This is a genomic window from Amycolatopsis antarctica, from assembly GCF_002262875.1.
In the GTDB taxonomy this organism is placed as follows: domain Bacteria; phylum Actinomycetota; class Actinomycetes; order Mycobacteriales; family Pseudonocardiaceae; genus Amycolatopsis; species Amycolatopsis antarctica.
In genome coordinates this window covers 87,713-101,953 of the sequence record NZ_NKYE01000009.1, presented here as the reverse complement: position 1 = coordinate 101,953, position 14,241 = coordinate 87,713, and the positions used below count along the sequence as shown (strand labels likewise).

Here is a 14,241-nt window from a genome sequence, read left to right as displayed (position 1 = left end):
GACACGCGTCGAGCTGTCCACGCTGGCCCGGTCCCGCGTCGTGCGGACCGACCCGGGCAACGCCGTGTTGCGCGATGAACCTGGCTCCTGCGGCGCCGCCGCCTGCGGTGTGGATGCCTGCGGTGTGGATGCCTGCGGTGCGCCTGCCGGGGCCACGGTGTTCGGCGGCGGTGCTGTCGATCCCACCTGGCCCGGCTGCGTGCCAGCGAACGCGCCCACGACCGGAGCGTCGGTCACGTCCTGGACGACGGCGCCGCGGACGTCGCGGTGATGTGAGCCGTCGCGAACGGCGCTGTCTTCTTGCGGCTCCGGTCGTTGGTCCGCTACGTCTTCGGGTGCGGCGGTCGAGACGGCGGTGCTCAGACGCTCAGGCGCCTGGCCGATGGTCTCGTCAGGTACCTCGTCGACGGGCGTGCGCATCGACGAGGCGTCAGTCGGCTCCGACGATGCTTTGGAGCCCGACCACTCGAACCCCCGCTCCGACACGGTGTCCGAGGTGACCGAGGAGTTCGTCACTTCGGAGGTTGTGAAGGCTGTGTCGGGGATCGTGGCTGCTTGTCGGTGGGTGGCTTCGGCGGAAGGTGTCTGCCGGATCGGACTCCCGGTCTCCTGTACCCCGGCCGCCTCGTGTGGCGCCCTCGGTTCTTGCGACGTTTCGCTGTCTTGCGATGCACCGGTGTGTTGTGCCGCCCCGAGTGTGCGCGCGGTCGCGTGCTGCGTGGTGGCTGGACTGGCGGCTCCATCACCGGATGTCCGGCCAGCAGGGAGAGCAGCCGCCGTAGCGCTGCCTGCGATGGTGTCTGCGATTCCGGTGGTGCCGGTCGCTGTTGTCGCGCCCTCAGCGTCGTTGGTGCTGGTGGTGTCTGGGAGGTCGACGTCGGGGACGGTGATGTCGCGCAGGTCTCCCCAACCAGCAACACCACCCACAGCACCCGTCGTCACCCCCGACACCGCACCCCACCCCACATCACCACCCCCCAACACCCCACCAGCAACAACCTCCGCCCCAGCCTCCGTCACTGCACTGGAAACCACCTCCCCCGACCGACCAGACAACCCCCGACCCACCACCCGACCCACCACATCCCGCAACCCACCAGCAACACCACCACCCAACCCACCACCCAACGCCGACATCCCCACGCTCTGCCCCGACATCCCCGAACGCCCACCCGACAACAACTGCGCCACCTGCACCCCCACATCCAGCACCACTTCCTCCACCACCTCACCCATTCCCACCAACGCCATCCGCCGCAACACCGCCATCATCGACACCCGAGCAGCCGCAACCCGCGCCCCCAACCCCACCAAACTCGCTCCCAACGTCGCCACCGCCATCGACACCGCCCGCGCCACCTCCACTGCCAACAACATCAACTCCACCAACAAGGCCCACAAACCATGCTCCAACTCCACCGCCACCTCACCCAACAACCTCCCCAACCCCCCCACCGCCCCCACCAACCCAGGACCCACCTCACCCAAGCGCCGCACAAACCCCCGCACCTCATCCCCCACATCCCCCACCAACGCCTCTCCCAACACCCCATCCGTCACATCTGCAACTCCCACCAACCCACCCAGCCCACCCACCAACTCACCCCACACCACCCCACGACGCCGCAACTCCCCCACTGAACCTTCCGGCAACCGCTGACCCATCGTCATCAAAAAAAACGGCTGCGCCCACCCCCACTCAGAACCACCACCCCCATCCACTGGACCCGACACCACTCACACCCCACCATCGATGAGAGACGCGTTACGGCGGCGTCGAGGGGTGACGCCGCCGGGACGCGAGAAACGATCCGTGTTTACCGCGTGACGCGGCCAGGGTTGACAGCGCCGCGGTTGGGGCCGTCGACGCCCGGTGTCGCGTCGGCAATGCCGCGCGCCGCGTCGTCGGCCAAGGCGACGGATTGGGCGTCCGTCCGCACGTAGTTGCGCTGAACGTCGTTGATCCGGCGCGCGGACTCGTTGACCACGGCCTCCAGGTTCTCGGCGACCTCAGCCAAGCTCGCGCAGGCCTCGTCGTACTTGTCCTGGGCGGCACGCATCGTGCCCTCCGCGCCGAACATCGCCGTCGTGCCCGCGGCCAGCCGCCGTACCGCGGATTGGAAGTCCTGCACCAGCGCGTTCGCCTGACGAAGAGCCTCCGGCACGGTGGCGAGCCGGTCCGTGTCGACCCTTACTTCTTCGGCCACGATTCCTCCTCCGCGCTCGCCGCCTCCTGGTCGAGCCGCACCGCGTCGCCACCCAGGTACTCGCGAACCTCCGGTGCCATCAACGAGTCGCTCGTGATCAGCTTGGTGATGTCGGCATCGGGGCCGAGCAGGTCCGAAATGGTCTCGCTGCCGTCGCCGAGCTGCGCACCGATCATCCCGGTGACCGACCTCATCGCGTCCACACGAGCATCGCCGATGACCTTCAGCAACATCGTCGACAGTTCCTTCGGCGCCATGCTCTTGTAGGCGTTGGTGGGAAACGTGAGTTCAGCGAGCTCCCCGTTCGCGTTGACCGTGGCCTTCGCGGCCTGCCTCGGCGCGACGGCCGTACCGACTGTTTCCTTCATCCGGTGTTGCATCTCGGCGAGCGAGGCGCGTTGCCGGTGATAGTCGGCCATCAGCTCTCGGATCTTCATCTCGTACGACATCAAGCCTCCCGTCTAGCCAGGTCGAAGACGTTTCGCAACATGATGTCCACAGTCTCTGCCAACCCCTGCGCTCCAAACACGCAACGCTGCCCGGCCCTACTCGCACCCTGGTACAGAAGTTCCCTGACGAGACGGCGCGAACCCGCAGCTCAGATCGCCTTGACCCGGATGGCATAGGCCACCGCGTGCGCACGGTTGCTCAAGTTCAGGCGGTTCATCATGCCGTACAGGATGTTCTTCACGGTGCGCTCGGAGTACCGCAGTTGCTCGGCGATGTCCGCGGTGCCGAGGCCCTCGGCGACCAGTCGCATTACGCTCTGCTCGCGTTCGGCCAGGCCCGACAGGGTCAGCCCGATGGGTTCCAGGACCTCGCGGCGGAGCCTGTTCAGCTGGGTAAGCAACTGCCCCTGCAGTTGCGGCGGCAGATCGGCCACGCCCTGCTTCGCGTGGACGATCACCGGGATCAACCTGGCCGCGACGGCCTCTCGCCGAGGCAGGATGGCCAGCACTCCGCTCTCGATGGCGATCATTAGGTCGGTACGCCTGAAGTGGTTGGTGACCAGCACGATCCGCTGTCCCCCCTCCACCGTCGCCCGGTCGCGGGCATCACGGATTTCGACGAGCGTTTCGTCGGTCACCACCGGGCGGACGAAGACGAGCACGTCCGCCGAGCCCTTCTCCGCGTCGGGCAGCAGCCGGAGGTAAGGGTTTCCGGTAAGCACCGCGGGCACCCCGGACCGGGTGATCGGATCAAGGGCGTCGACGGCAACGGTGACGGATTCCACGAGGCCTCCTCATGTGGGCTGAGCCGGTGATGACACCGTCAGTCTCCGCACGAGACTTCACAGATCCTCCACGATTTCTGGACGCTCCGCCGGGGTCTCGGTCACCTGCGCGACGAAGACCTCACCGAGCAAGCGGATCGTCGCGGGCCCAGCCGGGTTGACCAGCAGATCGACCTGATACTCGCCGACCAGCTCCGCCAGCTCCGACGCCGTCACGTCGCGCCAGTGCTCGACCTCGGCGACGCCGAACCTCCGCGCCGGCGCCGTTGTGACCAGCAGCGACATGACGTCGTCCGGGGAAGAAAGCCGCAGCGGCTGGTCCTGCTCGTTCACCGCGACGCCGTACCGTCCGCCAGCGAGCACCTCCAGCAGTTCGTCCACCGGCGATTCCCCGTCGGCCACTCGCAGCAACGCCGCGTCGACCGGATCCGTCGGGGATTCCGGCGACGACGGTACGTAGTCCGGGTTGGGGTGGAACCGGCCGGTGTTGCCGTCCCCATCCACCAGCCACCCACCGACGACGGCCTCCTGCGGAGGCATCTGCACTTCGCCGTCTTCCTCGCCCTCGATCGCCACCGCGGCTGCATAGGTTTCGTCCGTCTCAGTCGCGGCTGGGGCGCCCCGGTCGTCCTCCGGTGGCTCCCACAGCGGATCGACCAGGAACAGCCAGTGGTCCTGGGGCCCGTCTTCACTGCCGTCTCCCTCCGCCGCCGACTTCAGCTCGCCGTTCGCAGGCGTCGGCGTTCTCGGCGACTGGCCAGCCTTCTTGTTACTCACCGATAACTCCCTCCACGCGGTCACGACCAGGGTGCACCGCGCAGAGCCGGCTGGCGCACGGAGCACTCCCGAATGCCCGGTCTTCCCGCAGGATCTGCACCTTTCGCGAAATGAGACCAAAGAGGCAGCCTGGCCGGACTCCGGGTCACATCTGGCTTGACCGTGGTGCGCCGTCGTTCGTCGAAATCCCATCGAGAGGTCAGTTTCCTCGTTCACCGATCGAACTGATTCGCAAGGCCGACACGATCGAGACCCCGCAGGCGGGCAGCCGCCGGGAACCTGCGCTGCTGCACGCCGTCGAGGCGAGGGGACTGTCCGATGGACGGTGGATCTGGTCTTGGTCTGACACGCCGGGCGTGAGCTTGGCGGGAGGGATCGTTCATGACCGAAACACTGGAGCCTGTGACTGAGGATGTGGATCCGCAGCGGCTGGCCGAGCAGCTGCTGGCGCAGGCCAAGGAGCAGGGTGTCGATCTGGTGGGCCCGAACGGGCTGCTCAACCGGCTGACGAAGAACGTGCTCGAGACCGCGCTGGACGCGGAGATGACCGAGCACCTGGGATACGACAAGCACGACCCGGCCGGGCGGACCGGTGGCAACTCTCGTAATGGCACACGGTCGAAGACGGTGTTGACCGAGATCGGCCCGGTGGAGATCGAGGTGCCGCGCGATACCGACTCCTCGTTCGAGCCGCAGATCGTGCGGAAACGGCAGCGGCGGTTGAGCGGAGTGGATGAGATCGTGTTGTCGCTGTCTGCGAAGGGTCTGACCACCGGCGAGATCGCCGCGCACTTCAACGACGTCTACGGCGCTCGTGTCTCCAAGGACACGATCTCGCGGATCACTGACAAGGTCCTCGCCGGAGATGGCCGAATGGGCCAACCGGCCGCTCGATCCGGTATATCCGGTGATCTTCGTGGACGCCATCCACGTGAAAGTCCGCGACGGGCAGGTCACCAATCGGCCGATCTATGTCGCGATCGGTGTCACCGTCCATGACGAGCGGGACATCCTCGGCCTGTGGGCCGGCGACGGTGGCGAGGGCGCCAAGTTCTGGCTCGCCGTCTTGACCGAGATCAAGAACCGCGGGGTCGGCGACGTGTGCATCACCGTCTGCGACGGGCTGAAAGGTCTACCCGAGGCGATCACCACGGTATGGGAGCGGGCAATCGTGCAAACCTGCGTAATTCACTTGCTGCGCAACACCTTCCGCTACGCCTCCCGCAAGTACTGGGGGCAGATGTCGCGCGACCTGAAGCCGGTCTACACCGCCCCGACCGAAGCCGCCGCCAAGGAACGCTTCGTCGAGTTCACCGACAAGTGGGGCGGCCAATACCCGGCGATCATCCGGCTCTGGGAGAACGCCTGATCCGAATTCGTGCCATTCCTGGACGACGACGTGGAGATCCGCCGGGTCATCTGCAGCACCAACGCCGTCGAGTCCCTCAACGCCCGCTACCGGCGCGCGATCCGCACCCGCGGACACTTCCCCACCGAGCAAGCCGCCCTGAAATGCCTCTACCTCACCACCCGGTCCCTGGACCCGACCGGACGCGGCAACGCACGATGGGCCATGAGGTGGAAACCCGCGCTCAACGCCTTCGCCATCACGTTCGAAGACCGCATCACCCCGAGCGCGAACTAACCGGAAACCAAGCCAGATCCACCGTTATTCGGACAGTCCCCGAGTTGCCAGTCTGCGCTGATCCGAGGTCGACCTTCGCAGCGCTCAAAGCACGAAGAAGGCCGGGTATCCCACCTACCCCACGTCGATCGGGCGCGACGTGGCGAGGGCGGCAGTTATGGCCTGGGCGACAGTCTTTTTGTTCAGGTAGAAGGTCGCGTCGTGGGGCCGGGCACCGTTGTCCACGGTGTAGGTGTTCTCCAGAACCCCGTGGTCGCCCGGGAAGCGGGAGGTGAGGTCGAGGCTGGCGGCGACGATGTCGTCTCGGTCGGCGACGTTGACCCAGCGACGTACTTGTGGCGGCACAGTGGGTGGTTGGGGCCGTAGGTGGTCGTAGACGATGTTGCGTAGTCCGAGGGGTGAGCCGAGGGTGAGCAGCAGCGGCAGTGGGTGGCCGAGCCGGTGTGCGGCCTCGTAGGCCACCACGGAACCGAGCGAGTGGCCGATCAACACTGCGGTATCCGGAGTGAGGTGAGCGGCGACCCTGGCCTGCACCTGCTCGCGCAGGACGTCGTCGGACAAGTACAGGCTGACCTGACGCAGGGCCGTGCGCAGCACGGATCCGGCGAAGGCCGTGCCCAGTCTTGCCAAGGGACGGATGCGGACGAGGCTGTTGAGCACCGGCCGCAGACCGGCACCGATCCCCTGCTGGTCTGCCTGATCTACGAGAGCGGCGAGCGCTCGTTCGGCTTCCCGGCGATCGTGCGGGTCGGTGCTTCGCTCGGCGGCGTGCTGTGCGATTTCGACCTCGAGCGTGTCGAAGATCCGCTGCGCCCGCTCCGGCAGGTCGGCGTCATCGGCGTCACCTTGCTGATCGTCCTTGACGAACAGGTCGCCGTAGAACGCCATCCGCACGTCGAGTTCCCCGGGTCGGGAGGCTCGCCACAGCTGGTCGGCTAGATCAGGGCATCCGAAAAGCCGGACGCCACCGGCGAGCTGGGGCAACCAAGCCTGTTCGAGCGAGTCGGGGGTCTGCTGTTGCTGACCGATCCCATGCACCAACACCACCTCTGCCACGTATCCCCCTTCACCAGCGGTGGGTGAACTTCAACTCTTCGTAGTCCAACACCTTGCCCAGACGATCTCTACCGAGCAAGCTGGATTCGATGAGTGGACGAACGATGCTGGTGATCGGCTCGCAGTGCGCGGCACTGAACCGCTTGTCGTTCCTGCCCACGGTCGTACACGACCTGGCCGCAGTCCTGACAGATCCTGGCGCGGGCGGCTGCACGCCCGTGCTCGAAAGTGGCCCGGTGCTGCTGGACCGGAGCGCGGCAGAGCTGGACAGTGCCATCGAGCAGGCCTTCCGCACGGCCGCCGACGACGGGTCGACCTTGGTGCTCAGCTTCGTCGGGCACGGTGCTGTCGTCGACGACGACTTCTACCTGATGGCGACGGACTCGCCCGCCACCCCCAACTCTCGCGGAGCATTCCTGCTAGGACAACGCCTCAAAGAGCTGCTGCGGGAGTACTCCGCGATGGACGGACTGATCCTGCTGCTGGACACCTGCGGCTCCGGGGTCGCCGCAGACCGGGCCGGCAGCCAGTGGGTCGAGACCGTCCGCCAGTCCGGGCAACGGTTCGAGTTGCTCACCGCCACCGGAGATGGGCCCGCGGCCGGGGGCTGTTTCACCAAGAATCTCGTCTACCTGGTGCGCAACGGCCGAACGCAGCCAGTGGAACGGTTGGGGTCCGCGCACCTGCGAGATCCGATCAACGAACTGTGCCCTCGGCAGGTCGCCACTGGGATGGCGTATTACGGCGGCGCACCGCTTCCGTCCGGGGACAGCGCGTTGTGGATCGCCCGCAACGTCGACGCCGACTGGCTCCGGTCACCATTGGCCGGCACGGCGTACGTGGACGAAGCGCTCCGGCTGACCTGCCACTACCACCCGACCGCCGCGCTGGACGACCTGCGTGCACTGATCGATTCGGGAGTGCGGTGCGTGGCGGTGACCGGAGCGGCGCACACCGGGAAGTCGACCCTGCTCGCTGTGCTGGCCAGACCCGACCTCACCGAAGCTCGGCACCGTCCGCATGCCGCGGTGTTCCTCGGCGCTGATGGGACGATCGACCGGTTTGCGGGCGACATCGCAGATCAGCTCATCAGGACCGTTCCCGATTTCGCTGACTCCGCCCGGCGTTTCCGTGATGCGGCGTCGGAGGCCGAGTGGCTGGCTGCCGACGCGCTGGAACGCCTGGTGCTCGGCCCGCTGCGCGACCGTGGCGGTGACGCTGATCCGGTACGGCTGGTGGTGGACGCCGGCGACCTGTCCGGTCTGGAGCGGTTGATCGAGCCGGATCCAGCGATGGCGGTACAGGTCGTCATCGCGAGCGGTAAGATTGCCGAGCCCGTGCAGCACATGTCGGTGCTCGTGGTGAGCGGTGCCCGGCACGAGGACCTCGAGGCCTATGCGACCGGACGCGGGATGTCGGATCAGGACGCGGAGGAACTGGCCCGGAGCGCGTCGGGAAACTGGCTGGTCGCCACGCTGCAAGCGGACCGTTGGGTACAGCAGCCCGGAGACCACCGCGCGCTGTCCGCCGATCTCAGCGCCACCTACCACGCGGTATTGCGGCGAGCAGGGGCGATGACGACGGCCAGCCCCGCGGCACCGGTGCTCGCCGTCCTCGCCGCCACCGAGCAGCCGCTTCCGCTGCCGCTGCTCTGCCTCGCCAGTGGCAAGCTCGACGGCCCGGGTACAGCCGCACAAGTACACGACGTGCTCGTGCGGCTGGATACCCTGACCTCGCGAGCCCGCGCGGGGACCGAACGGGAGACCGCGAGTTTGATGCACCCGACGGTCGCGAGCTACTTGCGCGGCCACCGTATCGGCGGGATCGACGCCAATCAGGCGCACCGGGCGCTGGCCGATGCCATCGCCGAGCTGGCGCCGATGGCCGAACATCACCCCGACGATCCGTGTCACCACTACGCGGCGGTGGCCGAAGCCGAGCACCTGTGGCGCATCGGAGCGTTCGAAGCGGCGGTTCTGAGCGTGGAGCGCCGGAGCTCGAACATCCCGGCGGACAATCGCGCACGGTGGGGCCGGTGGAGTCGCAGAATCGCCGAGGAACTCGGCGCGAACTCGTCGCTGGCTATCCGTTCTCGCGCGTGGCTGGGGCGGTGGACCGCCGAGGCCGGGGACCGGGCCGGTGCACTGGACCTTCTCCGGGGCCTGCTGCCGGACAGTGAACGTGAACTCGGCCGGACCGACCGGCAGACGTTGATCGTCCGCGAGCACATCGCCTTCTGGTCCGGCCTTGATGACCCGCATTCCGGCCTGAGCCAGTTCCGCGACCTGGTCAGCGACTGCACCGATCGCCTCGGGGCGGATGACGAACTCACGTTGATGGCGCGCCACCACCTGGCACTCATGTTCAGCAAATGTGGGCGGCACGCGGAGGCGATCGCGTTGTGGGAGGAAGTTCTGCCTTCACGCGAACGGGTACTGGGAGCAACCCACCTCGACACTCTCCGTACCCAACAGAACCTGCTCTACGACAGGGCAGAAAACGGCTACCCCCCCCCCGTCGCGTTTTCTTATCCGCAGTTGGTCACCACTCTGCTCGACACTTACGGGGAGGATCATCCCGAAACGATTACCGCCCGCTACCACGCGGCGTTGTTCCTCGCGAAAACCATGGAGTCGACCAACATCCGCCAGGCCCTCGCCGAGTTCCAAGCCCTGCTACCCGAAGCCGTCAGGGTCTTCGGCGAGCGGAACCGGGTCCCCGATGGCATCCGGACGCAGTTGGCGTTCTGGCCTCAGTACCTTTCGGCGCCGTAGCCACTCGGTCAACGGTGGTCTGACCGGATGAGGCCACCCGATTCCCCGTTGCGTATCGCGTTACTGAGCTACCGCGGCAAACCGAACTGCGGCGGCCAGGGCGTCTACGTCCGGCACCTGAGCCGCGAACTGCACGCGCTCGGACACCAGGTCGACGTGATCGCCGGCCCGCCGTACCCGGTCGTCGACCGCGGGGTGCGGCTGCACCGGCTCCCGGGCTTGGACCTGTTCGGGGAGCCGACCCCGTTCCGCACCCCCGCACTATCCGAGTTACGACGCATCCCGGATTGGGTCGAGTTCGCTGGCATGCGACGCGGCAGATTCGCCGAGCCATTGGCGTTCTCGTTTCGCGCGCGGAGCTACCTACGCCGCTACCGGGATCAGTTCGACCTCGTGCACGACAACCAAGGACTCGGCTACGGCTTGCTCAACCTCGGGCTACCCACGCTCGCCACCGTCCACCATCCGATCGCGATCGACCGCGACCTCGAACTCCGCAACGTCACCCCACGTCGTCAGGCGGAACTGCGCCGCTGGTACCAGTTCACCGCGATGCAGCATCGCGTCGCCCGCACTCTGCCGGCCGTTCTCGCCGTCTCGCACGCGTCCAAGGCCGCGATCACCGCACATATGCGCGTGGCTGCCGACAATGTCGACGTGGTACCGGTCGGCGTCGATCACACAATGTTCCGCCCAGATCGTTCAACGCACAAGATCACCGGCAGAATCGTCACCACCGCCAGCGCCGACGTCCCGCTGAAGGGGCTCCCCGTCCTGCTGCGCGCTTTCGCACTCGTCCGCAGCGAACGCACAGCCGAACTGGTCGTCGTCGGCAGCGCACGCCCCGACGGACCGACCGCACAACTCATCGACCAACTCGGCCTGACCGCCCACGTGCGCTTTCGTTCCGGCCTGTCCGACACCGAACTAGCCGACCTCATTCGCGGCGCCCAGGTCGCGTGCGTGCCGTCCTTGTTCGAAGGCTTCTCCCTGCCCACCCTGGAAGCGATGGCCTGCGGCACCGCCCTGGTCACCACCACGGCGGGCGCCATTCCAGAAGTCACCGGACCGCACGGCGACGCCGCGCTACACGTACACCCTGCGGACTCAGGTGCCCTGGCCGCAGCGCTGACAACACTTCTCGAGGACTCCGCGCTGCGCGATCGACTCGGAGATCGTGGGGTAGCCCGCGCGGCGCCGTATACCTGGCACGCGACCGCCCGAGAGACTGAAGCTCACTATCGGAGCCTGTTACGGCATCGAGGCCAGGCAAACCCGACCCGTTCACGTGGAGCGTCCCTGAGTTGCTGACCATCGACTTCGACAAACTGGCGCTGCGCCCCGGACAGCGATTGCTCGACCTGGGCTGCGGCGACGGCAGACACGCCTACGCGGCGAACCGTGCGGGAGCCGACGTGACCGCTCTCGACATGGATGACGTTGCCCTGAAAGGGATTCACAACGATACGGAGCACCCCGGACTGGCGACGGTACGCGCGGATGGCCGGATGCTGCCGTTCACCGACAACGCCTTCGACCACGTCGTGATATCCGAAGTACTCGAACACGTCCCCGACGACCGGGCGCTCCTCACCGAAGCCGCCCGCGTCCTCGCTCCCGGCGGTCTTCTCTCGATCAGCGTGCCCCGCTGGTTTCCCGAACGCGTCTGCTGGACGTTGTCCCGCAGCTACCACCAGGTCGACGGCGGCCACATACGCATCTACCGCAGAAGCCAGTTACTCAAGCAGGTAGCCAAAACCGGGCTACATCCGCTTGGGACACACCACGCGCACGCCCTGCATTCACCATACTGGTGGCTGAAATGCCTCGTCGGAATCGACCATGACAACGCACTCGTTCACCGCTACCACGACTTCCTCTGCCACGAGATCACCAACGGACCCTGGCCGAATCCACGCATCGAACGCATGCTCAACGTGGTGCTGGGCAAGAGTCTCGTCCTCTACGCCCGCAAACCAGATACCCCCACATGAATACCGAGGCAACCGCGAACACCATCCTCGCCCTGCAGCGGCCCAACGGTGCCATCCCCTACGACGAACAAGGCGGACTGGACCCGTGGAACCACGTCGAAGCGGCGATGGGACTCGATGTCGCCGCCCGACACGACGCCGCGGCTCGCGCATATCTGTGGTTGCGGCACCTGCAGAACAACGACGGATCGTGGTATTCCCAGTACCGCCACGGTGAGCCGGTGAATGCCGACCTCGACGCCAACTTCACCGCGTACATCGCAGTCGGAGTCCTGCACCACTACCTGACCACAGGCGACATGACGTTCCTTGCCGACCTCTGGCCGGCGGTCGACCGTGCGATCACGTTCGTGCTGACGCTCCAACGGGAATCCGGCGAGTTCGCCTGGCGATGGTCCCCCGAACACGGACTCCGCGACACCACCCTTCTCGCCGGAAACTGCAGCATCCATCACGCACTGAGGTCAGCGTCCACACTCGCCGACATCACCGGAAACCGACGTCCACAATGGACCGAATCAGCGGATCAACTGCAAAACGCGATCACCACACAGCCGGACTCGTTCACCCCAAAACCACACGCGATGGATTGGTACTACCCCGTACTCGGAGGCGTCCTGGAAGACGCGGCCGCGACGACACACCTCGCCGTAGGCTGGAACCGGTTCGTCGTTCCAGGTCATGGCGTCCGATGCGTTCGTCACGAGCCATGGGTCACCGGAGGCGAAACCGCGGAACTCGCACTCACACTCGCAGTACGCGGCGACACACACCGCGCCAGCCAGGTTTTCGCCACCCTCCAGCGGCTACGCACCGCGGACGGCGACTACTGGACTGGCCACAACTACTCCACCGACAACCTCTGGCCCCTCGAGAGAACCACCTGGACCTCTGGAGCTGCGCTACTCGCGCATGCCGCCATCACCGGCCATCACTCCACCTGTCGAACTTTCGGAGTCCGATCTGTCAATAGTGTCTCGTAGACTGTGAACCCATTCACCTGCTCGGGCCGACGGCAGTGCTCGGCGGCGCTTGCCGCTCGACCGGCGAATCAGGAATCAGGACCAGCAGCTGGCAGTCGAACTCCGGATGCTGCAGCTGGGGATGTAGTCCGGGTCGCGCAGTAACGCGATCTTCTCGATGGTCAGGATCAGGGCGGCGGCCAGGCCGATCGCGCCGCCGACGATGAGGATCCAGGGCAGTGCCCGGGCCGGAAACGGTGTCCTGGCCCGGGCGTGCTCACTGGCGGGGACGGTCGTCGGGCCAGCTGCGTCGACGCCGGCTTCAGGCCCTCGTACGAGGGTTTGCCGGTGAACTTCGTGCCGTTGATGAAGAAAGTGGGGGTTCCGCGCACGCCGGCGTTGGCGCCGTCGTTGTGGTCGGCCCTGACCCGGTCGCGGGTGGCCCGGGCGTCGAGTGCGGTTTCGAAGGCGGCCACGTCCAGGCCGAGTTCGCAGGCAAAGCCGAGGAAGGTGTCCTGGTGCGAGACCCTCTGTTCACCCCACTCCGGCTGCGGGGCTGCTGAAGGGATCTGTGACAGCTGAGATCGCTTGCTGACGCGCAGACTGGAAGGATGTCGCCGTGCCCAAGCCCTAATCCCCGTGAGTTCCGTAAGGACGTCGTGCGGGTCGCGCGGAGTCGTGGGCCGGGTGTGACGATCGAGCAGGTCGCGCACGATTTCGGTGTCCATCCGATGACGTTGCAGAAGTGGTTACGCCGGTCCGATGTCGAAGACGGCGTCAAGCCTGGTGTCACCTCGGATGCGGCGCGGGAGTTGCGGGAACTCAAGCCGCAATCGGCTGCTGGAGCAGGAGAACGAGGTCCTGCGCCGCGCGGCGGCGTATCTGTCGCAGGCTCAGCTGCCGGGAAGAGGCTCTACCCGCTCGTGAAGGAGTTAGCCGCCGCCGGTGCCCGCGTCCGAGTGCCGGTGGCGGTGTCGTGTCGGGTGTTGAAACTCCATCGCCAGCACTACTACGCCTGGCTGGACAACCCCGTGACCGCCGCCGAACTGGCCGAGGCTTACCTGGCGAACGCGATCTTCGCTGCCCATCGCGATGATCCCGAGTTCGGCTACCGGCTGTTGTTCGACGAGGTCACCGCAGCCGGTCACAAGGTGTCCGACCGCACGGTGTGGAAAATCCGCTCGGCGAATGAGTGGTGGTGCGTGTTCGGCAAGAAGCGTCGTGGCAGGAAGGGCCGTGTCGGTACGCCGGCGCACGAAGATTCGGTGTGTCGCGAATTCACCGCGGATGAGCCGAATCGCCTGTGGTTGACCGACATCTCCGAACACCCGACGAGCGAGGGCAAGCTCTACATTTGCGCGGCCAAGGACGTGTGGTCCAACCGGATCGTGGGCTACTCCATCGCCGACCGCATGAGCGCCCAGTTGGCGGTCGACGCGCTGGAGCCCGCAGTCGCCCGACGTGGCGGGACCGTCGCGAACTGCACGCTGCACTCCGACAGAGGCGGTCAGTTTCGCTCACGCACGCTGCAGCAATCGCTGTGGCGCCACCAGATACGCGGCTCAATGGGCCAAATCGGCTCCGCCGGAGAC

At 66.5% G+C, this 14,241-nt stretch carries 10 protein-coding genes and 2 pseudogenes; 6 read left to right on the top strand and 6 right to left on the bottom strand.

All coding sequences use genetic code 11. The features are described from left to right. Window positions 1-1,817: 1,817 nt before the first annotated feature. From CFN78_RS16440 to CFN78_RS16425, 4 genes are all read right to left on the bottom strand, one after another. Window positions 1,818-2,207, bottom strand: coding sequence for a hypothetical protein (locus CFN78_RS16440; RefSeq protein ID WP_094863696.1), 390 nt, complete (start codon window positions 2,205-2,207; stop codon window positions 1,818-1,820). After that, a complete protein-coding gene (locus CFN78_RS16435) occupies window positions 2,192-2,656 on the bottom strand; it encodes a YbaB/EbfC family nucleoid-associated protein (protein ID WP_094863695.1) in 465 nt (154 codons plus the stop codon). Before CFN78_RS16435 ends, CFN78_RS16440 begins: the two co-directional genes overlap by 16 nt. Before the next feature lie 149 nt (window positions 2,657-2,805). Beyond that, the gene (locus CFN78_RS16430) at window positions 2,806-3,441 is read right to left on the bottom strand and encodes a helix-turn-helix transcriptional regulator (RefSeq protein ID WP_094863694.1); all 636 of its coding nucleotides are present in this window, start codon (window positions 3,439-3,441) and stop codon (window positions 2,806-2,808) included. A gap of 57 nt (window positions 3,442-3,498) precedes the next feature. Next, window positions 3,499-4,218: a type VII secretion system-associated protein gene (locus CFN78_RS16425; RefSeq protein WP_094863693.1), complete on the bottom strand. Its 720-nt coding sequence runs from the start codon at window positions 4,216-4,218 to the stop codon at window positions 3,499-3,501. 381 nt (window positions 4,219-4,599) lie between these two features. On the opposite strand from CFN78_RS16425, the pseudogene CFN78_RS16420 reads away from it, so the two are divergent. After that, a pseudogene (locus CFN78_RS16420) lies at window positions 4,600-5,863 on the top strand (IS256 family transposase). 114 nt (window positions 5,864-5,977) lie between these two features. Here the strand turns inward: CFN78_RS16420 and CFN78_RS16415 are convergent. Beyond that, on the bottom strand, window positions 5,978-6,919 hold the full coding sequence (locus CFN78_RS16415) for a hypothetical protein (RefSeq protein ID WP_094863692.1): 942 nt from the start codon (window positions 6,917-6,919) through the stop codon (window positions 5,978-5,980). 89 nt (window positions 6,920-7,008) lie between these two features. Between CFN78_RS16415 and CFN78_RS16410 the strand changes: the two genes are divergently transcribed. The 4 genes from CFN78_RS16410 to CFN78_RS16395 are packed head-to-tail and all read left to right on the top strand — an operon-like array spanning window position 7,009 to window position 12,670. After that, window positions 7,009-9,693: a tetratricopeptide repeat protein gene (locus tag CFN78_RS16410; protein ID WP_094863691.1), complete on the top strand. Its 2,685-nt coding sequence runs from the start codon at window positions 7,009-7,011 to the stop codon at window positions 9,691-9,693. A 27-nt stretch (window positions 9,694-9,720) separates the two neighbouring features. Then, on the top strand, window positions 9,721-11,004 hold the full coding sequence (locus CFN78_RS16405; protein ID WP_094863690.1) for a glycosyltransferase family 4 protein: 1,284 nt from the start codon (window positions 9,721-9,723) through the stop codon (window positions 11,002-11,004). Then, window positions 10,998-11,687, top strand: coding sequence for a class I SAM-dependent methyltransferase (locus tag CFN78_RS16400; RefSeq protein WP_094863689.1), 690 nt, complete (start codon window positions 10,998-11,000; stop codon window positions 11,685-11,687). The genes CFN78_RS16405 and CFN78_RS16400 overlap by 7 nt, the downstream gene beginning before the upstream one ends. After that, window positions 11,684-12,670 (top strand): prenyltransferase/squalene oxidase repeat-containing protein, encoded by a 987-nt coding sequence (locus CFN78_RS16395; protein WP_094863688.1) that lies wholly within the window; start codon window positions 11,684-11,686, stop codon window positions 12,668-12,670. The genes CFN78_RS16400 and CFN78_RS16395 overlap by 4 nt, the downstream gene beginning before the upstream one ends. Before the next feature lie 167 nt (window positions 12,671-12,837). Here the strand turns inward: CFN78_RS16395 and CFN78_RS16385 are convergent, their stop codons facing one another. Further along, window positions 12,838-13,377 (bottom strand): DsbA family protein, encoded by a 540-nt coding sequence (locus CFN78_RS16385; protein WP_094863687.1) that lies wholly within the window; start codon window positions 13,375-13,377, stop codon window positions 12,838-12,840. Between CFN78_RS16385 and CFN78_RS16380 the strand changes: the two are divergent. Further along, window positions 13,261-14,223: pseudogene (locus CFN78_RS16380) on the top strand (IS3 family transposase); the annotation flags it as partial. The gene CFN78_RS16385 and the pseudogene CFN78_RS16380 sit on opposite strands and share 117 nt — an antisense overlap. Window positions 14,224-14,241 lie beyond the last annotated feature (18 nt).